Origin of the sequence: Streptomyces mirabilis, from assembly GCF_018310535.1 — a bacterium.
Taxonomy (GTDB): Bacteria; Actinomycetota; Actinomycetes; order Streptomycetales; family Streptomycetaceae; genus Streptomyces.
This window is the reverse complement of sequence record NZ_CP074102.1, coordinates 3,476,073-3,497,822: the sequence shown is the minus strand read 5'-3', so window position 1 is coordinate 3,497,822 and position 21,750 is coordinate 3,476,073. Positions and strand designations below refer to the sequence as shown.

Annotated in this window: 22 protein-coding genes; 13 read left to right on the top strand and 9 right to left on the bottom strand. The window is 71.0% G+C overall.

The window, feature by feature from the left end; all coding sequences use genetic code 11:
- Positions 1-65 precede the first annotated feature (65 nt).
- Together SMIR_RS15390 and SMIR_RS15385 are read right to left on the bottom strand one after the other, a co-directional pair.
- The gene (locus SMIR_RS15390; RefSeq protein ID WP_212727126.1) at positions 66-1,040 is read right to left on the bottom strand and encodes an isopenicillin N synthase family dioxygenase; all 975 of its coding nucleotides are present in this window, start codon (positions 1,038-1,040) and stop codon (positions 66-68) included.
- Entirely contained in the window at positions 1,033-1,491 is a 459-nt protein-coding gene (locus SMIR_RS15385; RefSeq protein WP_168494448.1) for a nucleoside deaminase, read from the bottom strand. Before SMIR_RS15385 ends, SMIR_RS15390 begins: the two co-directional genes overlap by 8 nt.
- A gap of 100 nt (positions 1,492-1,591) precedes the next feature.
- Here SMIR_RS15385 and SMIR_RS15380 point away from each other — a divergent pair, with 100 nt between their 5' ends.
- Positions 1,592-2,872 carry a PucR family transcriptional regulator gene (locus SMIR_RS15380; RefSeq protein ID WP_168494450.1) on the top strand — a complete coding sequence of 427 codons (1,281 nt, stop codon included), beginning with the start codon at positions 1,592-1,594 and terminating at the stop codon, positions 2,870-2,872.
- Positions 2,873-2,880: 8 nt separating this feature from the next.
- Here the strand turns inward: SMIR_RS15380 and SMIR_RS15375 are convergent, their stop codons facing one another.
- From SMIR_RS15375 to SMIR_RS15365, 3 genes are all read right to left on the bottom strand, one after another.
- Positions 2,881-3,978: a glycoside hydrolase family 113 protein gene (locus SMIR_RS15375; RefSeq protein WP_249938429.1), complete on the bottom strand. Its 1,098-nt coding sequence runs from the start codon at positions 3,976-3,978 to the stop codon at positions 2,881-2,883.
- Positions 3,979-4,091: 113 nt separating this feature from the next.
- Entirely contained in the window at positions 4,092-4,481 is a 390-nt protein-coding gene (locus tag SMIR_RS15370) for a hypothetical protein (RefSeq protein WP_168494452.1), read from the bottom strand.
- 65 nt (positions 4,482-4,546) lie between these two features.
- Positions 4,547-5,554, bottom strand: coding sequence for a quinone oxidoreductase family protein (locus tag SMIR_RS15365; protein WP_168494454.1), 1,008 nt, complete (start codon positions 5,552-5,554; stop codon positions 4,547-4,549).
- Positions 5,555-5,671: 117 nt separating this feature from the next.
- Between SMIR_RS15365 and SMIR_RS15360 the strand changes: the two genes are divergently transcribed.
- Entirely contained in the window at positions 5,672-6,007 is a 336-nt protein-coding gene (locus SMIR_RS15360) for an ArsR/SmtB family transcription factor (protein WP_168494456.1), read from the top strand.
- Positions 6,008-6,050: 43 nt separating this feature from the next.
- On the top strand, positions 6,051-6,653 hold the full coding sequence (locus tag SMIR_RS15355; RefSeq protein ID WP_248003065.1) for a hypothetical protein: 603 nt from the start codon (positions 6,051-6,053) through the stop codon (positions 6,651-6,653).
- Between the two features lie 4 nt (positions 6,654-6,657).
- Here the strand turns inward: SMIR_RS15355 and SMIR_RS15350 are convergent, their stop codons facing one another.
- Entirely contained in the window at positions 6,658-8,049 is a 1,392-nt protein-coding gene (locus SMIR_RS15350; RefSeq protein ID WP_212727125.1) for a purine-cytosine permease family protein, read from the bottom strand.
- Between the two features lie 89 nt (positions 8,050-8,138).
- The gene (locus SMIR_RS15345) at positions 8,139-8,546 is read right to left on the bottom strand and encodes a PLD nuclease N-terminal domain-containing protein (RefSeq protein ID WP_168494462.1); all 408 of its coding nucleotides are present in this window, start codon (positions 8,544-8,546) and stop codon (positions 8,139-8,141) included.
- A 302-nt stretch (positions 8,547-8,848) separates the two neighbouring features.
- On the opposite strand from SMIR_RS15345, the gene SMIR_RS15340 reads away from it, so the two are divergent.
- The 8 genes from SMIR_RS15340 to SMIR_RS15305 all read left to right on the top strand — a co-directional run bounded on the left by SMIR_RS15340 (position 8,849) and on the right by SMIR_RS15305 (position 15,590).
- The gene (locus tag SMIR_RS15340; RefSeq protein ID WP_212727124.1) at positions 8,849-10,306 is read left to right on the top strand and encodes a menaquinone biosynthesis decarboxylase; all 1,458 of its coding nucleotides are present in this window, start codon (positions 8,849-8,851) and stop codon (positions 10,304-10,306) included.
- 31 nt (positions 10,307-10,337) lie between these two features.
- Positions 10,338-11,243: a menaquinone biosynthesis prenyltransferase MqnP gene (gene mqnP / locus SMIR_RS15335; protein WP_168494465.1), complete on the top strand. Its 906-nt coding sequence runs from the start codon at positions 10,338-10,340 to the stop codon at positions 11,241-11,243.
- 31 nt (positions 11,244-11,274) lie between these two features.
- A complete protein-coding gene (locus SMIR_RS15330) occupies positions 11,275-11,958 on the top strand; it encodes a UbiX family flavin prenyltransferase (protein WP_168494468.1) in 684 nt (227 codons plus the stop codon).
- Between the two features lie 124 nt (positions 11,959-12,082).
- Positions 12,083-12,538: an Lrp/AsnC family transcriptional regulator gene (locus SMIR_RS15325; protein ID WP_101400019.1), complete on the top strand. Its 456-nt coding sequence runs from the start codon at positions 12,083-12,085 to the stop codon at positions 12,536-12,538.
- A 41-nt stretch (positions 12,539-12,579) separates the two neighbouring features.
- Positions 12,580-13,743: an aminofutalosine synthase MqnE gene (mqnE, locus tag SMIR_RS15320; RefSeq protein ID WP_067367542.1), complete on the top strand. Its 1,164-nt coding sequence runs from the start codon at positions 12,580-12,582 to the stop codon at positions 13,741-13,743.
- Between the two features lie 181 nt (positions 13,744-13,924).
- Positions 13,925-14,464 carry a GNAT family N-acetyltransferase gene (locus SMIR_RS15315; RefSeq protein WP_248003066.1) on the top strand — a complete coding sequence of 180 codons (540 nt, stop codon included), beginning with the start codon at positions 13,925-13,927 and terminating at the stop codon, positions 14,462-14,464.
- A gap of 94 nt (positions 14,465-14,558) precedes the next feature.
- Entirely contained in the window at positions 14,559-14,864 is a 306-nt protein-coding gene (locus SMIR_RS15310; protein ID WP_168494472.1) for a DUF4229 domain-containing protein, read from the top strand.
- A gap of 42 nt (positions 14,865-14,906) precedes the next feature.
- Entirely contained in the window at positions 14,907-15,590 is a 684-nt protein-coding gene (locus SMIR_RS15305; RefSeq protein ID WP_212727123.1) for a TetR/AcrR family transcriptional regulator, read from the top strand.
- Between the two features lie 10 nt (positions 15,591-15,600).
- Here SMIR_RS15305 and SMIR_RS15300 read toward each other — a convergent pair whose 3' ends face one another.
- On the bottom strand, positions 15,601-16,464 hold the full coding sequence (locus SMIR_RS15300) for a MaoC family dehydratase (protein ID WP_168494476.1): 864 nt from the start codon (positions 16,462-16,464) through the stop codon (positions 15,601-15,603).
- A gap of 204 nt (positions 16,465-16,668) precedes the next feature.
- Positions 16,669-18,036 carry a 3-oxoacyl-ACP reductase gene (locus tag SMIR_RS15295; RefSeq protein ID WP_168494478.1) on the bottom strand — a complete coding sequence of 456 codons (1,368 nt, stop codon included), beginning with the start codon at positions 18,034-18,036 and terminating at the stop codon, positions 16,669-16,671.
- Positions 18,037-18,122: 86 nt separating this feature from the next.
- Here SMIR_RS15295 and SMIR_RS15290 point away from each other — a divergent pair, with 86 nt between their 5' ends.
- Together SMIR_RS15290 and SMIR_RS15285 are read left to right on the top strand one after the other, a co-directional pair.
- The gene (locus SMIR_RS15290) at positions 18,123-19,436 is read left to right on the top strand and encodes an acetyl-CoA C-acetyltransferase (RefSeq protein WP_168501226.1); all 1,314 of its coding nucleotides are present in this window, start codon (positions 18,123-18,125) and stop codon (positions 19,434-19,436) included.
- 296 nt (positions 19,437-19,732) lie between these two features.
- Positions 19,733-21,637 carry an AMP-dependent synthetase/ligase gene (locus SMIR_RS15285; RefSeq protein WP_168494480.1) on the top strand — a complete coding sequence of 635 codons (1,905 nt, stop codon included), beginning with the start codon at positions 19,733-19,735 and terminating at the stop codon, positions 21,635-21,637.
- Positions 21,638-21,750: the final 113 nt, after the last annotated feature.

The window sequence follows — 21,750 nt, the reverse complement described above, 5'->3', positions numbered from 1 at the left end:
TTGATTCGGACTAGGGCATGGGATGTCCGTTTGGTTACGAAATTTTTCCGCGCCCTTTCATTCGGCTACCCCACGGTGATCGAATCCAGCTTTTCGCGCAGATAAACATGGGAGTCGACGGGCGGATACGCGACGCGGCCCACCGGCGCGGGCACCGACTCCACCACCGTCCCCGGCGTGCACTCGCCGAAGTAGACCAGCGACATCAGCTCCTCGGCCGGCGCGTCGGCGGGCGGGGGCAGCACACGGTGCCGGCCCGAGCGCCACCGGTCGCCGGTCCAACGGGCCATCAGATCGCCGATGTTGATCGTGAACGCCGCCGGGTCGAAGGGCGCGTCCTCCCAGCCGCCCGCGTCCGTGTAGACCTGCAGCCCGCCCTTGCCGGCCTGCCGGTCGAGGATGGTGACGGTGCCGAAGTCGGTGTGGGGGCCGATACGGAACTGGCCGGGCTCCGGCTCGCCGACGACCTCCGTTCCCGGGTACCAGTTGATGTTGAAGCCGTACGTCGGGTGGTCCATGTGCCGGGTGAAGAAGTCCGGCTCCAGTCCCAGGGCCTCACCCAGGAGGGCCAGCAGGTGGTTCTCCAGTTCACCCATCCCCGCCAGGTACTCCTCGCAGAGTTTCCGCAGCTCGGGGGCCTCGGCGGGCCAGACGTTGGGCGCGTACCACTCCGCGTTCGTCTCCGGGTCCTCGAAGGGCTCGTGCGTCGCGAAGGTCAGCGACTCCTTGAGGTCGGGAGGCGTCCGAGTACCTTCCGAATAACCGTTGGCCTCGGCACCCGGGCCGAGCCAGCCGCGCCCTCCGACCTGGACGGCGTACGGCTGCTTGACCTCCGTGGGGAGGGCGAAGAAGGCGCGGGCGGCCTCGCGGATGCGGGTGCGAAGGGCCGGGTCCACACCGTGTCCGGTGACGAGGAGGAAACCGGCGCTCTGGAGGGCTTCGTCGACGGTGCGGGCGATGCGGGTACGGGCCTCGGGGTCGCCGTCCAGCCAGGGCCGCAGGTCGACGGTCGGGATGCGGGGGGTACGGGGGCTACTCACCAATGTCCTCGTTCCACAGAGCCGGGTTGTCCTTGATGAAGTCACGCATCAGCGCGGTGCACTCGGGGTCGTCCAGGAGCACGATCTCCACGCCGTGCTCGGCCAGCCAGTCGTGGCCGCCGTGGAAGGTCTCCGCCTCGCCCACCACGACCCGCGAGATGCCGAACTGGCGGACCAGGCCGGAGCAGTACCAGCACGGCGACAGGGTCGTCACCATGGTCGTACCGCGGTACGAACGCTGTCGTCCCGCAGCGCGGAACGCCGAGGTCTCCGCGTGCATGGACGGGTCGCCGTCCTGGACCCGCCGGTTGTGTCCGCGGCCCAGAAGCGTGCCGTCCGCGCCGTACAGCGCGGCGCCGATGGGGATGCCGCCCTCCGCCAGCCCGGCGCGGGCCTCCGCGACGGCGGTCGACAGCCACACCCGTGCCCGTGCTTGATCGATGCGCTCCATGACTCCACTCTCCTGTGGCCGAAACACGAGGGCAACGTGCGGAAAGTACTCTCCCGGCAACCCGCACCCGGACGGACTGTCAGCACTTCTGGAGGTTCCCGTGCCCGCACTCACCCTCCGCGACATCCTGGCCCTCGACCCCGTCCGCGGCAGCGAGCCCGAACTCCTCGCCGGCGAAGGCGCCCTGGACCGCCCGGTCCGTTGGGTGCATTCGAGCGAGGTGTACGAGGGGGCGAACTTCCTCGACGGCGGCGAACTGCTCCTCACCAACGGCTTCGGGCTGACCGACGCGGACGAGGACACCCGCCGGCGCTACGTCCGCGAGCTGGCCGCGCGCGGAGCGGCGGGGCTCGCGGTGGAGGTCGGACGGTCGCTGGTGCGGATGCCGGAGGAGGTCGTCGACGAGGCCCGGCGGCTGGGGCTGCCGCTGCTCGCCCTGCACCGGGTGGTGCCCTTCGTCCGCATCACCGAGGCCGCGAACCGGGCGATCGTGGCGCGCGGTCTGTCGGGGCGGGCGGCGTCCGTACGGCCCTGGGGCGGCGACCACACCGCCGCCCTGCTCGCCGATCTCGCCGACGGGCAGGCCCTCAACCAGCCCGAGGTGGAGGCACGCGCGGCGCTCGCCGGGTTCCATCCGGGTCCGGGCGCGCGGCTGGTCGGGGTGTCGGCGCACGGGGCGCGCGAGCTGGGCGTGGTCGACCGGGCGGCGCGCTCCCTGGGCGGGGTCGCGGTGCTGCGGGCGGCGTTCCCGGGGGACGTACTGGCGCTGGTGGCGATGCCGGACGACGCCGTACGGTCGGTGACGGCGCGGCGGGATGTCGTACGGGCCGTGCAGGAGGCCTTCCGGACGGCCGCCGAGGCCGGGGTGACCGTGGCGGTCGGACACGCGGTTCTCGCGGGCGGTGGCTGGCTGCGCTGGAGCGAGACACTGCGGGCGGCCCGGACGACCCTGGAACTGGCGCTCACCGTGTCGTCCGCCGAACCCGGCCCGACCGGCGGCCCGGTCGTCACCTCCTCCCGCGCCCTCACCCTGGAACGCGAGCTGACCCGAGGCGGTGTGGACGCCAACCGGGACCGCCTCGCCCGCCTGGTCCAGCACACCCTGGGCCCCCTGCTGGTCTGGGAGGCCGCCCACCCCAGCGACCTCGTGCGCACCCTGGAGATCCACCTCCGCCACGGCTGCTCACCCACCCGCACCGCGGCCCTGCTCCACATCGGCCGCCAGTCCCTCTACCAGCGCCTGGAACGCATCGAATCCCTCCTGGGCCTGGAGATCGACGACCCGGACCTCCTGGGAGAGCTGCTCGCGGCCCTGTGCGCGCACCGGATCGTGCGGGGGGTGCCGGCGGCCGCGGGAGGCGGCCTGCGGACGGTGGCCTGACCCGACCGTCAGCAGGTGCGCGCGCGTGCGTACTGCCGGGCCAGCGCGCGGAAGGACTCCTTCGGCTCCCAGTGCCGTCCGCCGTGGCGGTCCTCGACCGTCTTCACGATCCCGTAGCTCGCCATGTCGAGGTCGTGGCGGGGGTCGCGGGGGCGGTGCGGGGCGTCGGGGGTGACGAAGGTGTACGCTATCGCCGAGTACAGGCCCATCGACTCGAACACCGACAGCACGTCCGTCAGATACGCGGCCTGTGTGCGCTCACTGCGGACGAGACCGCCCTTGATCTCCGGCGGTTTTTTGCCGTAGTCGACGACGTCCCAGCCCATGCCGCCCTTCTCCGGCGCGCCCTCGAAGGTGCAGCAGCCGAACTCCATGACGGCGACGGGCTTCCCGAAGCGCCGCAGCGCGGCGAGGTCGCGGACGTAGGCGTTCCGGTCCCGGAAGTAGCCGTAGTAGTCGACACCGACGAGGTCGAAGAGGCCCCAGTCGACGTCCTCGTCCTGCGCGGCGGCGTACGTCAGCCGCCCGTGGAAGACGGACCTGCCCACGGACGCCGCCCTCGCCGTGAACCGGTGCAGGCGCCGTGCCATCAGTACGGGGTCGAAGTCGCCCTTGAGCAGATGTTCGACGCGCTCCTGGGCGTTGGCGCCGGGCACGATCCCGGGCACGTACAGCACGAACTCGCAGCCGACACTGAGATGCACTCCCGCGCCCCGCCGCCGCAGCCGCTCGGCGAACCGGCCCGTCTGCGCGAGGTGGTCGAGGATCTCGCGTTCCGGTACGTCGCCCAGGGTCGGCTCCAGCCAGACGTTCAGACCGAGCTTCGCCGCCTCGGCCGCGGTGGCGGTGAGCCGTTCGACGCCGTCGCCGGTGACCTTGACTGAGTCGGCGTGCAGGTCGTGCGCGATGGCGCGCAGGTCGCGGCGCATGCGCCCGGGGCTCCACCCGGTGCTCGGCGTCTCCCCGTCCGTCACCTCGTACACCACACCCCGGTACGTCAGTCCCGGCCGTCGCCCCGTCGCCCCGGCCCGCCCGACCGGCAGCACCACCGCGCCCCCGGCCGCCGCGGCCATCCCCATGAACCGTGCCCGAGTGATCTCCCGCATCGCGCCTCCCCGTGTCCGTCCTGCGGACTTCAGTCTGGGAAGCGGTCGTCCGCCCGGCAGTCGGCCGATGGTCTACGGAGGGTCGACGAAAGTACGGAACCGCTGAGCGAACGTCACACCTCGGACGCCGCCTCGACGATGCCGTTCGCCAGGGCGTCGAAGTTCTCCCGGTAGAAGCCCAGCCGGATGTGGAAGGGCTCCTGGATGAACGCGCCGTCGCGTGAGACGAACATGGTCGGCGCGGCGGTCAGCGCGCTGTGCACCGCGTGCAGTTCCTCCGCACGGAGGCGGATGTCGCGTGACTCCGTGGGGCCGCCGGTGAGGCGCTCGATGAGCGCGTCGACCGTCTCGCGGCCGGTACCGAGCAGCACGGTCAGGGTGAGGTCGCTGACGTCCCGGTGACGCAGGTAGCTCAGCGCCTCGTACATCGCCGCCCGCTGGGACGGGGTGAGGCGGGCGACGAACGCGTCCCCGTCCCGGACCAGCCTGATCCGTGTTCTCATTCGTCTCCCTCTCGCCTCCTCGTCCCGTCCCTCGAAGGGGGACCGACAGTCCTGAGGAGCTGTCGTCACGCGATGTCGGCCTCCCCGGCCGAGCCGTGGGTGCGCAACAACAGTTTCCCCGTGCTCGTCCGCGTCCCCATCAGCCGGTGCGCCTCCGCCGCGTCCGACAGGGCGAACTCCGCCGTCACCGGCAGGGACACCACCCCGTCCACCACCGTCCGGAAGGCGCGTTCGGTCAGGGCGCGCAGTTCGGTCGGGGCCGTCTGGGCCAGGGTGAGGATGGAGAAGCCGGAGACCGACAGGGCCAGCGGGTAGAGGTCCGGCTGGCCCACCTGCCACGGCTGCGCCCCGCTCGCGTTGCCGAAGGAGACCAGGCGGCCGAAGGGGGCGAGCGCGGCGAGGGAGGCCCGGAGGGTTTCGCCGCCGACCGGGTCGAGGGCCAGGTCCACCCCGCGACCGTCCGTCGCCTCGCGCACCTCCTTCGTGAAGGAGGCGGAGGAGGTGACGAAGACCTCGTCGTAACCGTGCTCCCGTGCGTACTCGGCCTTCGCCGCGCCCGACACCACCCCGTAGACAGCCCCGGCCCCCGCCGCGCTCGCCAACTGCCCCAGCACCGTGCCCACCCCACCCGCCGCGCCCTGCACGAGCACCGTCTCGCCGGGCTGGAGCCGGCCCACGGCATGGATCAGGGCGTACGCGGTGGGCAGCACGGTGGGGAGGGTCGCGCCCGTGCGCAGGCCCACACCGGGCGGCAGCGGGAAGACGGTCACCGCATCGGCCACGACGACGTCCGCGTACGCGCCGCCCTGCGTCAAGGCGGCCACCTCCTGCCCCACGGCGAGGCCGGTGACCCCGGCGCCGAGGGCCCGGACGCGGCCCGAGACCTCCAGACCGGGGACGAAGGGCAGGGCGGGCACCCGGTAGCCCTCGGCCCGTGCCTTGAGGTCGGCGAAGTTCACACCCGTGTACGCCACGTCGATGCTCACCTGCCCCGGACCGGGCTCGGGCACCTCCGCCTCCACGACCTTCAGTACCTCGGGACCGCCGTACTCCTGGATCTCGACCGCGCGCATGGCACACCCCTCGCGAGAGCTCGTCAACTCGACTGTTCAATGAAAACCGAACAGTCGGGAGTGTATGGTTTCCATCGAACACTCGGCAAGGTGTGGAAGATCTGAGGGGAGTCGGGCGTGGCGGAACGAGCGAGTCACAGAGCCGCCCCGGAACACACCCATCCCGACGACGTTCCGGTCCAGACCGCCCTCGCCGCCCTCGCCGATCCCGTACGCGTGACGCTCGTAAGGGAGTTGGCCGACTCGGCGGAGTGGACACGGAGTTGCGGCAGCTTCGATGTGCCGGTCGGCAAGGCGGGCCTCAGCCACCACTTCGCGGTGCTGCGCGGGGCGGGTCTGGTGGAGCAGCGCGACGAGGGTCCCAAGCGCGTCAACCGCCTACGACGCGAGGAGTTCGAGGCCCGCTTCCCCGGACTCCTCGACCTGGTGCTGCGTGAGGACCCGACGCACTGAACCGATGCGCCGCCCCCCGCGTCAAAGGGGCATGAAGAAGCGTGTGAGGGGTCGGACGGCCACCGGTGCCAGCGTGACGGGTGCCGTCGTGCTGCTGGGAGCGCTGCTCCAGGGATCGAGCGCCGTCGCACAGGCCGAGCCCGCGCATACCGCGCCCGTCACCGCCACCTGCGTCGGCACGCGGCCGGCCGGGAGCCCTTCCGGCCGCGGCGCCGAGGACTTCACCCCGCTGGACCGCACCCTGGCCCACGTCGGCAGGATGGGGGAATCCGCCCGCTACGCCGCCGTCTACACGGGCATGTCGGTCGACGAGGAGGACCGGGCCACGGACGTGTACCGCATGCCGTCCGTCTCCTTCGACGCCGACCTCTGCGGCGCCGCCGAGAGGGGCGTCACGGTGCGGCTGCACGACACCGATGCCAACCGGACCGACCTGGAGGCCCTCGCCGACCGGATCGCCGAGGACATGTCCCGCTGGGACGGCACCTTCGACCTGCGCGAAGTCGGCGTGGACGAGGCCGGGTTCGTGTTCGTGGGCGTCGACGACCCCACCACCGCCCGACCTCTCGTCCAGAAGGCCTTCGGCGCACGGCACATCGAGGTGGGGTACGCCGAACAGGCCTCGCTGCTGAGCGCCACCGGCTGACCGCTCAGCCCGTGCGGGGCGCCCGCCGCAGCAGCGCGTACAGCGCCGCGCTCGCCACGAAGCCCACCAGGCAGGTGATGTCGCCGAAGGACGCCCAGTGCTTCGGCACCCAGCCCACGTACTTCTCCTGGTTGGAGAAGAGCGGAACCGAGACCGCCACGCCGATCAACAGGGCGGTGATTCCGGGCCAGTTGGTGAACGCGCGGTCGCCCAGACGCCGGGCCGGCTCGTCGTCGGGTGTACGGGTCAGGAACCACCGTTCCACCAGCACCACTCCCAGCCACGGTCCGATCCAGTACGCGATGACCAGCAGGAACGCCTCGTACGCATGCCCGGCGTCGGACAGCGACGCCCACGCCGCCGCCGTGCCCGCCACGCCCGAGAGCACCACCAGCGCGCCGCGCCCCAGCCAGGCCGGCAGCCGCAGGCCGAGCGAGGTGATGGACATGGCGGAGGAGTAGACGTTCAGCGCGTTCGCCGAGACACCGCCCAGGATGATGGAGAGCAGCACCAAGTCGCCGAGCCAGGACGGGAGATGGCCGGTGAAGGCGGCCGTCGGGGTCGCGCTCCCGGGGGCTGCGATCGTCGCTGACGCCGCGCCGATGAGGGAGACGACCGCGACGGAGAGGAAGAGTCCGACGGCCGGGTAGAGGGCGGTCCTGAACTTGTTCGCCGTGCGGGGAAGGTAGCGCGAGTAGTCCGTGGCGTACGGGTTCCAGCCCGCCGCGTACCCCCACGCCGTGCTGAAGGCCAGCAGGAAGCCGCCGATGCCGCCGCCCCCGCCCGTGGTGCCCAGGGCCGCGTGGTCGAACGTCCACACCCCGGCCACCAGGAACACCACCGCCAGCGCCGGGAACGCGTACTTCTCGAAGGCGTGCACGAAGTTGTGGCCGATGAAGCCGATCACGATCTCGACCGCCACCACCAGCAGCAGCGAGGGCAGGGGGCGCAGACCCGTCAGCGTGTTCAGCGCGAACGCGGCGCTCACGCTGTTCACGGCGAACCAGCCCACGCCCGCCACCAGGGCGTTCACTCCGGCCGGCAGCAGATTGCCCCGGTAGCCGAAGGAGAGGCGGCCGATCACCATCTGCGGGACGCCGAACCGGGGTCCGTCGAGGGACAGGACGCCTTGCGTCAGGGCGCCCAGCGCCGTGCCCAGCAGCAGTGCCGCGGCCGCCTGCCAGAAGTTCAGCCCGAAGAAGAGGACCGAGATCACGCCGATGTACACGGTCGCGAACTCGATGTTCGGGGAGGCCCAGGTCCACAGCAACTGGAGCGGACTGCCGTGGCGTTCGGCGTCGGGGATCGGTTCCGAGCCCGCCGTCTCGACGGCGATGACTCTGTCGCCGTACTCGGGCGTGATCGGTGCGGTGGTGCCGGCGGGAGCGGTCGTCATGCACCGTAAGTGTCCGGGGCCCCGCCACCCCCGGCCAGAGGCGCACTGTCCGTTCCGGGAGGCTCGTCGGCGTACACCTTGTACGGGCGTCAGCTCTCGGACTCCTCGCCGGCCTCGCGCCGGCGCAGCTCCTCCTCGCGGCGCCGCAGGTCGGCCTCCCAGTCCTTCAGGAGTGCCTCGTCCTTGACGTTCTTGGACGGGGACGACTCCGCGTTGAGGGAGTTCAGGAACTCGGGGTTGTCGTCGGGGGCGACGTACTGCGGGCGCTGGTCGCGGTGCCACTCGGAGGGCGTGACGCCTCGGGTCGGGCCCCGGCCGACCTTGCCCGCGACGAGCCAGGCGATCGGGCCGACGAGGACTTCTCCGAAGAGCAGGATGATGATCACCCACACCACCTTGGGCAGGCCGCGGACCTCCTCCTCCGGCGTGTTCAGGCAGTCGATGAACGAGTAGATCCACAGCGCCAGGACCAGCAGGAACGGCAGATACCTGAGCATGGCGGAACGGTCCCCCAGTGGACGGTGGCGGGGCGGGGCCCCGGTGACGCGCACAGGGTAGCGGCTGACTTCAACGGGGGGATGACACTTTCCCCGCCCCACCGCCCCAGTCCCTGGAGCGGGGTTCTTCGGCTGCGGGTGGGCAGGGGCCGGTCGCGCACTTCCCCGCGCTCCTAAAAACCCCGGGTTGCCCGGCGTTCGAGGGCGGGCCCTTCGGGCGGTGCGGGGGCGAGAGGGGTGGTCCCGCCCACGGCGGTGGGGCGCACGTCGGTGTCGGGCGGCCCTCAGCGATACTTGGACGCATGGCTTACGACGATCTTCGATCCCTGCTGAGGGCGCTGGAGCGCGAGGGCGACCTCAAGCGCATCAAGGCCGAGGTGGACCCGTATCTGGAGGTCGGGGAGATCGTCGACCGGGTGCAGAAGGCGGGTGGACCGGCGCTGCTCTTCGAGAACGTGCGCGGGTCCGCCATGCCGCTCGCCATGAACGTCTTCGGGACCGACCGGCGGCTGCTGAAGGCCCTCGGCCTGAAGTCGTACGGCGAGATCAGCGAGAAGATCGGCGGCCTGCTCAGGCCCGAGCTGCCCCACGGCTTCGTGGGCGTACGTGAGGCCTTCGGCAAGCTCGGCGCGATGACCCACGTCCCGCCGAAGAAGGTGAAGTCCGACAACGCACCCGTGCAGGAGGTCCTGCTGCACGGTGAGGACGTCGACCTGGACGCCCTCCCCGCGCTCTTCACCTGGCCCCAGGACGGCGGCTCGTTCTTCAACCTCGGGCTCACCCACACCAAGGACCCCGAGTCCGGGATCCGCAATCTCGGGCTCTACCGCCTCCAGCGCCACGACAAGCGCACCATCGGCATGCACTGGCAGATCCACAAGGACAGCCGCAACCACTACCAGGTGGCGGCGAGGAGGGGAGAGCGACTGCCCGTCGCGATCGCCTTCGGGTGCCCCCCCGCCGTGACGTACGCCTCCACCGCTCCCCTGCCCGGTGACATCGACGAGTACCTCTTCGCCGGGTTCATCCAGGGCAAGCGGATCGAGATGGTGGACTGCAAGACCGTCCCGCTGCAGGTCCCCGCGAACGCGGAGGTCGTGCTCGAAGGGTGGCTGGAGCCGGGGGAGATGCTCCCGGAGGGGCCCTTCGGCGACCACACGGGGTTCTACACACCCCAGGAGCCCTTCCCGGCGCTGACCATCGACTGCGTCACCATGCGCAAGCGGCCGCTGCTCCAGTCGATCGTCGTGGGGCGGCCCCCGACGGAGGACGGCCCCCTCGGGCGAGCGACCGAGCGCTTCTTCCTCCCCCTGCTGAAGATCATCGTGCCGGACATCGTGGACTACCACCTCCCCGAGGCCGGCGGTTTCCACAACTGCGCGATCGTCGCCATCGACAAGAAATACCCCAAGCACGCCCAAAAGGTGATGCATGCCGTCTGGGGGGCGCACATGATGTCCCTCACGAAGCTCATCGTGGTCGTGGACTCGGACTGCGACGTCCACGATCTGCACGAGGTCGCGTGGCGGGCCCTCGGCAACACCGACTACGCCCGCGACCTCACCGTCGTCGAAGGTCCCGTCGATCATCTCGACCACGCCTCCTACCAGCAGTTCTGGGGCGGCAAGGCGGGCATCGACGCGACGAGGAAGTGGCCCGAGGAGGGTTACACCCGGGACGGGGGATGGCCGGAAATGGTTCTCTCCGACCCGGAGACGGCGGCGACGGTCGACCGCCGTTGGAAGGAGTACGGCCTGTGAGGTCCATCAACAGCACAAGGACGGGCGGCCGGTGACCAGCGCATCCGCCGCGCTCCCGCAGCAGCCGGGGCGCACCAAGGCCTTCCTCCGGCTCGTCATGATCGAGCACTCCGTCTTCGCGCTGCCCTTCGCCTACATCGCCGCGCTGACCGCGATGTTCGAGTGGGACAAGAACATCCACTGGGGCAGGCTGCTGCTCGTCACGATCGCGATGGTCGGGCTGCGCACGTTCGCGATGGCGGCGAACCGGATCATCGACCGCGAGATCGACGCCCGCAACCCGCGCACGGCCCACCGTGAGCTGGTCACCGGCGCGATGAGCGTGAAGCACGCGTGGACGGGCGCGCTGGTCGCGCTGGTCTTCTTCCTGGGCGCCGCGGCCCTCCTGAACCCCCTGTGCCTGGCCCTGGCCCCCATCGCCGTGATCCCGATGGTGGTGTACCCGTACGGCAAGCGGTTCACGAACTTCCCGCAGGCCATCCTGGGTCTGGCCCAGGCGATGGGCCCGATCGGCGGCTGGCTGGCGATCTCCGGCGAGTGGTCGTGGGACGCCGTCATCCTCGGGCTCGCGGTCGGGATCTGGATCGGCGGCTTCGACCTGATCTACGCCTGCCAGGACGTCGAGACGGACCGCGAGATCGGGGTCATGTCGGTACCGGCGCGCTTCGGTATCCCCGCCGCGATCTGGGGGGCGCGCGCCTGCCACGCCCTCACCACCGTCCTGTTCACCTGGTACGCCGTCGCCACCGACGCGGGTGCGTTCTTCTGGCTCGGCCTGCTGATCGTCGCAGGCGCGTTCCTCTACGAGCACTCCATCGTGAAGCCGCACGACCTGTCCCGTCTGAACCGCGCGTTCTTCCAAGTCAACGGATTCATCGGCATCGCCCTGTTCGTGTGTGCCCTGCTCGATCTGCTGGTCCGCGGGCTCACGGTCTGAATCCCGACAGTCGCCGGATACCCTCGACATCATGAAGCCAGGACAGACGCAGCGCCGGCCTTGGATCGTGGGGGTGTCGGGCGCCTCCGGTACGCCCTACGCCGCCTCCGTGCTGCGGGCGCTCCTGGCGGCGGGGGAGAGCGTCGACCTGGTGGTCTCGCGCGCCTCCCGGCTCACGCTGCTCGACGAGACCGGCCTCTCCTTCCGGGACGCCCACTGGCAGGACGACCTGCGGGTATGGCTGGCCCGTGGCGCGGACGGCAAGCCCGGCACCTTCGACGCCTTCGAGGGGCGCCTCGACGCCGTACGGCACTGGAGCGCCGGTGACCTGGCGGCGGGGCCGTCCTCGGGCTCGTACCCCTCGAAGGGCATGCTCATCGTGCCCGCCTCGACGGCCTGCGTGGCCGGAGTCGCCCTGGGGCTGTCGAAGGACCTGTTGCAGCGCGCGGCGAGCGTGACGCTCAAGGAGGGGCGCAAGCTCGTCGTAGCAGTCCGCGAGACCCCGTTGAACGGGCAGACGCTGCGCCACCTGGTCTCCCTGGACGACGCGGGCGCCACCGTGCTGCCCGCCTCGCCGGCGTTCTACGCGGGGGCCACGCACATCCAGGACCTGGTGGACTTCGTCGCCGGGCGGGTGCTGGACGCGGCGGGCGTCGAACACGGGCTGTACCGCCGGTGGGAGGGCGAACTCGGCGGCGGCTTCCGAGCGACCTGAGCGGCCACGACCCCGAGCACGTACGACCTCGGCACGCACGACCCGAACACGCACGACCCGAGCACCACTGAGCAACATCGCACCACTCACGACTCACACACTTCAGCGGAAGGCTAGCGATCGCATGGACGCGGTGGACAGGCAGCTCATCCAGGCCCTGAGAGAGAACGGCCGGGCCTCCTACGCGGAGCTGGGGCGCCTCGTCGGTCTGTCGGGACCCAGCGTCACCGACCGCATCAACCGGCTGGAGGCGGCCGGGGTCATCACCGGCTACCGCGCCACCGTCGACTCCGCCTCGCTCGGTCTCGGCGTCACCGCCCTGATCGGCATCTCGCTCTCCGACGCCGCCGACCACGAGGACGTGGCCCGGCGGCTGCGGGACCTCGGCGAGATCGAGGACTGCTGGTTCATCGCGGGCGACGACTCGTTCATGCTCAAGGTGCGGGCGAGTGATGTCGACGGGCTGGAGAAGACCATCCGGCGGCTCTCGGGGACGAAGGGCGTCTCCCGGACCCGTACGACGATCGTGCTCTCCACGAAGTGGGAGAACCGGGTCGGAGAGCTGCCTGAAGAGGGTTAGGCGTACGGTTTACGAAGTCTGTCTTAGGAAGAGGTAGTGGCATGGACGTCGGGCTCAAGCGCGAGCTGGAGCAGAAGGTTCGAGCCGGTGAGCGGCTGACCCGCGAGGACGGCATCGCGCTGTACGAGTCGGACGACCTGGCCTGGCTGGGCGGGCTCGCCCACGAGGTGCGCACGCGGAAGAACGGCGACGTCGTCCACTTCAACGTCAACCGCCACCTCAACATGACGAACGTGTGCACCGCGTCCTGCGCGTACTGCTCGTTCCAGCGCAAGCCGGGCGAGAAGGACGCGTACACGATGCGCATCGAGGAGGCCGTCCGCCTCGCCAAGGCGATGGAGAACGACAACCTCACCGAGCTGCACATCGTCAACGGGCTGCACCCGAACCTGCCGTGGCGCTACTACCCGCGGTCGCTGAGCGAGCTGAAGAAGGCCCTCCCGAACGTCTCCCTGAAGGCCTTCACGGCGACGGAGATCCACCACTTCGAGACGATCTCCGGGCTGTCGGCGTCGGAGATCCTCGACGAGCTGATCGAGGCGGGCCTCGAGTCCCTGACCGGTGGCGGCGCGGAGATCTTCGACTGGGAGGTCCGCCAGCACATCGTGGACCACCGCACGCACTGGGAGGACTGGTCGCGCATCCACCGGCTCGCGCACGAGAAGGGTCTGAAGACCCCGTGCACGATGCTGTACGGGCACATCGAGGAGCCCCGCCACCGCGTCGACCACGTCCTCAGGCTCCGTGAGCTCCAGGACGAGACCGGTGGCTTCCAGGTCTTCATCCCGCTGCGCTACCAGCACGACTTCGTGGACATGAAGGACGGCAAGGTCCGCAACCGGCTCCAGGCGCGCACCCAGATGGCGACCGGCGCCGAGGCCCTGAAGACCTTCGCGGTCTCCCGTCTCCTCTTCGACAACGTGCCGCACGTCAAGGTCTTCTGGGTGATGCACGGCGTACAGACCGCGCAGCTCGCCCTCCAGCACGGTGCCGACGACATGGACGGCTCGGTCGTCGAGTACAAGATCACGCACGACGCGGACAACTACGGCACGCCGAACAAGCTGACCCGCGAGGACCTGCTCGACCTGATCCGCGACGCGGGCTTCCGGCCGGTCGAGCGCAACACCCGTTACGAGATCATCCGCGAGTACGACGGTCCGGACCCGGCGCGCCGCGAGTCGCCTCAGCCGATGCGCGTCTGACGCTCCGCGGTCCGGTCGTACGCCCATGACGGCCCCGGTGCCGGTTCCCTCCTCGCGGAGGGGGCCGGCACTTCGCTTCGTCCGACGACTCCGCCCTCGTGTTCCGGAAGTTCAACCCGGCGTGGACGGGCGACATCTGCAGTTGGTCCACTCCGACCTCGGTGTTCTACGCTCGGTGGCCGTGCCACTGACCTTCACCCTGTTCACCCGTGACGCGAAGCCGACCCACCCCCTGCCCGACCAGCTGCTCACCCTCTGGACGGATGTCACCAACGCGGGCGGAGCGGTCGGCTTCGTGCCGCCGGTGACCGCCGTCGACATACGCCCCCGCGCCGAGGCCCACCTCACCGCGATAGCCGAGGGCCGCACCCGGCTCCTCGCCGGATTCGCCGCCGACGGCCGGCTCGCCGCCACCGCGTTCCTCGCCCTCAACGAACACCCCCTCATGCGCCACTGGGCCTGGCTGTACACCGTCATGGTCGACCCGGCCCTCCAGGGCCGCGGCTACGGCGCCGACCTGCTCCGCGAGGCCGAGGACCGGGCCCGCGCACTCGGCCTGGAGGGACTCCGCCTCACCTGCCGGGGCGGGGAGGGACTGGAACGCTTCTACGCCTCCTGCGGCTACAAGGAGATCGGCCGGGCTCCCGACGCGCTGCGTGTCGCGACGGGCGACGACCGTGACGAGGTCACGATGCTGCTGCCTCTCCCGCCCGGCGACTGACGACCCCCTGCACGAGGATCGGGCCGGGCGTGCTTCACTGGACGGTGCCCTTTGGGAACGTTCGAAACGGTTCGGAACGGAAGAGTGGATTGACATGGGCCGCTACACACTGATGCGCCTCGGCGTCTTCGCCGGCTGCCTCGTGGTCGTCTGGGGCCTCGTCTACTCGGGCATCGCCCCGCGCGGCCTGGGTGACTCCAACTACATGTGGATCGTCCTGCTCGCGCTGGTGATCTCCGCGCCCATCAGTTTCGTCGTGCTGCGCAAGGAGCGCGACCGCGCCTCCGCCCAGGTCGTCGCGCGCGTGGATCGCATGAAGACCAACCTGGAGCAGAACCGCAGCCAGGAGGACGGCGCGGACGACGCCGCCCGCGGCGGCGTGCAGGGCCAGACCTCGTAACGCTGTGCCTGGCCGACGGCGGCCGATCGTACGCTTGCCCGTATGGGTGCTGTGAAGAACAAGCGGATGCCGCGCGCGGTACGTGAACAGCAGATGCTGGACGCCGCCGTGCGGACCTTCGGGCAGCGGGGGTACCGATCCGCTTCGATGGACGAGATCGCCGATCTGGCGGGCGTGTCCAAGCCCTTGGTGTATCTGTACCTGAACTCCAAGGAAGACCTCTTCACCGCCTGCATCCGCCGTGAGGCGGCCGCACTGACCACGGCGGTACGCGCGGGCGTCCAGTCCGGTCTGCCCGCCGACCGTCAACTCTGGGCAGGTCTGCGGGCGTTCTTCACGCACACGGCGGAGAACCCGGACGGCTGGGCGGTCCTGCACCGTCAGGCGCGCACGCACGGCGAGCCGTTCGCGGCCGAGGTCGCGGCGATGCGTGAGGAACTCGTCGCGTTCGTCACCCAGCTGATCGTGGTCGCCGCGCGCGATGGGGGTACCCCCTGTTCGAACGGAGTTGAGAGCTTGGGGGAGCACCGTGACCCGTCCCTGGCCGAACGGGAGGTCGCCGGACTCGCCGAGGCACTCGTCGGCGCCGCCGAGTCCCTCGCCGCCTGGGCCAACGCCACGCCGGGCGTCTCCGCGAAGCAGGCGGCGGCGACGCTGATGAACTTCGCCTGGGCGGGCCTGGGCGACCTGATGGAGAACCGCCCGTGGACGCCCCCGCAGGACTGACTCTTTCGCCCTATGGGCGCCCTATGGGCTGTATGTCGCCGGTCAGATGCAGGCGCCCGGAGTCCGTGCCGCGGAGCTCGAAGGCGGGTCCGTCGGCGGCGTAGGTGACCGTGCCCGGGAGGAGGACGGGGGCCTTGAAGTCGGCACGCAGCCGTACCGCGTCCTGGGGGCCCTGTTCCGCGAGGCAGCGGGCCACCGTCCACATGCCGTGCGCGATGGCGCGGGGAAAGCCGAACAGGCGGGCGGTGAGGGGGTGCAGGTGGATGGGGTTGCGGTCCCCCGAAGCGGCGCCGTACCGCCGCCCGACGTCACCGCCGAGCCGCCACTCGGCACGGACGGGGAGGAGCTTGCCGTCGTCCGGCTCCCGCGGGGGCGTGGAGGTCGGTTCCCCGACCGTCCGGTGCCGGGCGAGATAGGTACTCCTCGACTCCCACACCAACGTGCCGTCGACCCTCGCCTCGGTCAGCACGACGGCCTGCGTCCCCCGGCGATGAGGCGCCAACCCCGCTACGTGCGCAACGAGTTCGTACATCTCCGTGGCGGCCAGTGGCTGCCGCTGGGTGATCTCGATCGAGGTGTGGACGAGCCCGAGCAGCGGCAGCGGGAACGAGCGGCTCGCCATGATCCGCATGGCGAGCGGAAACCCCAGGACGTGCGGATACGTCACCGGCAGCGCGTCCGCCCCCGTGGCGAACCCGCAGACCCGCTCGTACGTGGCGAGCCGGGCGAGATCGATACGGACGTCCGGGAGGACGAGACGGGCCGGCGGGACGTGGGCGTCCGGGCGGGGCCGCCGCTTGAGGGGGGAGAACAGGGCACCTCGGGCCAGGAGGGGGGTGAGGGCCGGGGGAGCGGTGAGGGTGAGCGTGTTCATGGTTCCCTCCCGGGATTGGTCGAGTCCGAACGGCGAAGGGGCTCCGCCCCTCAGGGGCGCGGGGAACTGCGCGACCGGCCCCCACCCATCCGCAGCCAAAAGACCGCCCCACGGGGTCCGGGGCGGAGCCCCGGAAGGATGTGGGGGTCCCCCCTGCTCGAAGAGCTTGGGGGAGGGTAGGGGCGGCAGGGACGAACAACCCTCCTACGCCCCCAGCAGGCTCTGGCCACACACCCGAACCACCTGCCCGTTCACGGCCCAGGACCCCGGCCCGGCGAGCCACGCGATCGTCTCGGCGACATCGACCGGCAGCCCCCCTTGCCCGAGGGAGTTCATCCGTCGCCCCGCCTCCCGGATGAACAACGGCACGGCCGCCGTCATCTTCGTCTCGATGAACCCGGGCGCGACGGCGTTCACCGTCACCCCGTGCTCGCCCCACGCCCGCGGAGCCAGCGCCCGTACGAACCCCACGACCCCCGCCTTACTGGCCGCGTAGTTGGTCTGCCCGACGTTCCCGGCGATCCCGGCGATCGACGCGGTGGCCACGATCCGCCCCCCGCGCCGCACCACCCCGTCCCCCAGCAGCACATCCGTCGTCCGCAGCACACTCGCGAGATTCACGTCGAGCACCGACCCCCACCGCTCCGCGGGCATGTTGGCCAGCTTCCGGTCCCGCGTGATCCCGGCGTTGTGGACGAGAACGTCCAGCCCGTCGGGCAACGCCTCCCCGATCCGCGCCCCCGCGTCGGCGGAGGTGATGTCGAGCGCCAACGCCCGCCCACCGTCCAGCCGCGCGGCGACCACGTCGAGCTCGGACGCGGCGCCGGGCACGTCCAGACACACCACCCGCGCCCCGTCCCGCGCCAGGGTCTCGGCCACCGCCTGCCCGATCCCCCGCGCGGCCCCGGTGACGAGGGCGGTCCGCCCGGCGAGGGGCCGCGCCCAGTCGTCCGGCACGGACACCTCACCAGCACCACCGCCATCACCACCGGCGCGACCGATCTCGATCACCTGCCCACTGACATACGCCGACCTGGGTGACAGCAGAAACCGGAACGTGGACTCGGCACCGGCGACGGAACCCGCCGCTCCCGCTCCCGCTCCCGCGATCCGCACCAACGTCACCGTCCGCCCCCGCCCGATCTCCTTCCCCAGAGACCGCACGAACCCCTCCAACGCCTGTTGCGCCGCCGCCTGATGGTGATCGACGGGGTCGAGCGCCGCGCCGAGCACCACCACCCGCCCACCGTCGGCGACCGACCGCACCACGGGATGCAGCGCCGTGTGCACCTCGGCGAGCGCCTCCACGTCGGCGACCCCGGTCGCGTCGAGCACGATCCCGGCAGGCCGCTGTGCCGTCGCCTCCGTCCGCACCTCGAGCCCCGTCCGGGCCAGTACGGCGGCCACGTCGTCCAGCGTCGGCTTCCCGGCCGCCAGGAGCAGCAACGCCCCCTCCAAGGTGGGCCGTTCCGGCGACCAGCGGTGCAACGCGGCCGGCTGGGGCAGCCCGAGCCGACGGGTCAGAAAGCGACCGGGTGCGGTGCTGGTGAAGCTCAGATAGCGGTCCGCCATTGTCCAACTCCCAGCTCGGACGTAAATTTACTCTGGAGTAAGGTTACCCAGGGTAAGGCTACGTGAAGGATCAGGAGCAGGTCGAGATGAGCCCCCGCAATCCACGGAGAACAAGCCGCGCCGGAAGGCCGTCCGGGACGCGCCCCGTCGCGGTCGTCGGCGGCGCCCGCACCCCGTTCGCCCGCTCCGACGGCCCGTACGCCACCGCCTCCAACCAGGAGATGCTGACCGCGACGGTCGACGGCCTGGTCGAGCGGTACGGTCTCGAAGAGCCGGGAGCGGTGGGCGAGTTGGTCGCCGGGGCCGTCCTCAAGCACAGTCGCGACTTCAACCTCGCCCGCGAGACCGTCCTCGGCTCGAAACTCGACGCGCGCACCCCGGCGTACGACATCCAGCAGGCCTGCGGCACCGGCCTGCAGGCCGTCATCGCCGCCGCCAACAAGATCACGCTGGGCCAGACCGAGTCCGCGATCGCGGGCGGCGCCGACACCGCGAGCGACGCCCCGCTCGGGGTCAACGACGCACTGCGCCGCATCCTCCTGGAGGTCCGCCGCGCCAAGTCGCCCGGCGCCCGCCTCCGGGCCCTCGCCCGCGTCCGCCCCTCCCACCTCGTCCCCGACATCCCGCGCAACGCCGAGCCGCGCACGGGTCTGTCCATGGGGGAGCACGCCGCCGTGACGGCCCGCGCGTGGGGGGTGACCCGCGAGGCGCAGGACGAACTGGCGGCCACCAGCCATCAGCGACTGGCGGCGGCGTACGAACGGGGCCTCTTCGACGACCTCGTCGTCCCGTTCCGCGGACTGGCCCGCGACCAGAACCTCCGCCCGGACTCGACGCCCGCCGAACTGGCCGCGCTCAAGCCGGTGTTCGGTACCGAACGGCCCGACCCGACCATGACCGCGGGGAATTCGACACCGCTGACGGACGGGGCGGCCACGGTGCTCCTGGCGAGCGACGACTGGGCCGAGGCGCGGGGTCTGTCCCCGCTCGCCCACCTGACCGCGTACGAGACCGCCGCGGTCGACTTCGTCGAGGGTGACGTGGTCGGCGGCGAGGACGGCCTGCTGATGGCCCCGGCGTACGCCCTCCCGCGCCTCCTGGAACGCGCCGAACTCACCCTGGAGGACTTCGACTTCATCGAGGTCCACGAGGCATTCGCCTCCCAGGTCCTCGCCACCCTGGCCGCCTGGGAGAAACGCGGCCTGGGAACGGTCGACCGCTCCCGCCTCAACGTCGCGGGCTCCTCCCTCGCCACCGGCCACCCCTTCGCCGCCACCGGCGCCCGCATCGTGGCCACCCTGGCCACACTCCTGGCGGAACGCGACACCCCCGGCCGGGGCCTCGTCTCGATCTGCGCGGCAGGCGGCCAGGGAGTCACGGCCATCCTGGAACGCCAGTAACGGCGGCACCCTCCAACGCCGCCCGCCCCGGGTCTTCAGGGGCGCGGGGAACTGCGCGCCCAGCCCCCACCGGCCCGCACCCGAAAAGCACCCGCACCCGAATTCCCGTACCGGAGGTAACTCGCACCCCGCCCGCCCCAAACACCCACAAACCCCACACCCCAAGCCCGTACGATCCCGGTCACCCATGCCTTGTTGAAACTCGCATGAACCCCCCACGCCCCAGGCACGTATGAGGCTTTGCGCCCCCAACCCGCCTCATACCGACCGGGTCCTGGCAGCCAAGGAGCCGCCCCATGTCCAGCCAGCCCAGCCCCTACGACTCCCCGCCCTCTCTCGTGGAGCCCGAGATCAAGCGGCTGGACGGAGTGGTGCGCGAGGTGTCCATGCCGCCCCTCGTCGGTCAGGTGACCCACGGCTCGCTGGCGGACATCCCGTTCGACAACGCGACCGTGGCCCCGAACGCGGCGGTTCTCAGCAGGAAGAACGCCGACGGCGCCTGGGAGGACGTGACCGCCACCGAGTTCGCCGCGCAGGTGCTGGCGGTCGCGAAGGGCCTGATCGCCGAGGGCCTGGCGCCCGGCGACCGCATCGCGATCATGGCGCGGACGACCTACGAGTGGACGCTCCTGGACTTCGCGGCCTGGGCTGCGGGTCTGGTCACCGTCCCCGTCTATCCCACCTCCTCCGTCTTCCAGGTCCGCTGGATCCTCCAGGACTCCGGAGCCGTCGCCCTCGCCACGGAGACGGTGGCGCAGGCGTCCGCGCTCGGCCCGGAGCGCGACCGGATCCCCGACCTGCGGCACATGTGGGTCTTCGACAAGGGACACCTGGAGCGGCTGGCCGAGCTGGGCCAGGACATCCCGGACCAGGAGGTCGCCGTACGCCGTGGAGTGCTCGGCCCCGACACGCTCGCCACCCTCATCTACACCTCGGGCACCACCGGCCGTCCCAAGGGCTGCGCACTCACCCACGGCAACTTCTTCGCCGAGATCGACAACGCGATCGAACTGCTCTACCCGATCTTCAAGGCGAAGACCTCGGACGCCGCGTCGATGCTTCTCTTCCTCCCCCTCTCCCATGTCTTCGGGCGGATGGTCGCGGTCGCCTGTCTGCGCGCACGGGTGCGCCTGGGCCATGCGCCGAGCCTGAGTACCGAGGATCTGCTCGCGGACCTGGCGAGCTTCAGACCCACCTTCCTGCTGGCCATCCCCTATGTCCTGGAGAAGGTGTTCAACACCGGCCGGGCCACGGCCGAGAAGATGGCCCGCGGGTCCTCCTTCGACCGCGCCGCGCGCATCGCGTGCAGCTACGGCGAGGCGGTCGAGGCCAAGCAGCACGGCACCGGGCCGGGTCCCTCGCGTTCCCTGCGCGCCGCCCGCGCCCTGTACGACCCCCTGGTCTACCGCCGTATCCGCAACGCGCTGGGCGGCAAGGTCCGCTACGCGATCTGCGGCGGCTCTCCGCTGGGCCGCCGTCTCGCCGCGTTCTACGCGGGCGCCGGCATCGAGATCTTCGAGGGCTACGGCCTGACGGAGGCCACCGCCGCCGCGACCGTCACGCCCCCGCTCAAACCCCGACTGGGCACGGTGGGCTGGCCGCTGCCCGGCACCAGGGTCCGGATAGCCGGGGACGGCGAGATCCTGCTGGGCGGCGAACAGATCTTCCGCGGCTACTGGGACCCGAACGCGGGCGGCGTCGTCGACGCGGCGCCGGACGGCTGGTTCGCGACCGGTGACATCGGCGAACTGGACGACGGGGGCTACCTCACCATCACGGGCCGCAAGAAGGAGATCCTGATCACCGCGGGCGGCAAGAGCGTGGCCCCCGCACCCCTGGAGAACTGGCTCCGCTCGCATCCGCTGATCGCCCAGTGCATCGTCCTCGGCGACCGCCGCCCCTACGTCACCGTCCTCATCACCCTCGACCAGGACGGCGTCACCCACTGGCGCCAGATGATCGGCAAGCACCCCGTCCCGCCGGAGCTCCTCACGGACGACCCGGAGCTGAACGTCATCCTCCAGCGCGCGATCGACGAGGCCAACAAGCTCGTCTCCCGCCCCGAGTCCATCCGTCGCTTCGCCGTCCTTCCGGGGGACTTCACGGAACTCGCGGGCCACGTGACCCCCACCATGAAGCTGAAGCGGGCGGCGATCGAACGTGACTTCAGCAAGGAGATCGAGGAGCTGTACGTGCGGTAGGGGCGCACCGAGGGCGAGGCAGGGCAAGAGAGACAAGACAGGGCAACGGAGACAAGGCAGGGCAAGAGAGACAAGGCAGGGCAACGGAGACAAGGCAGGAGCCCCACGCCAGG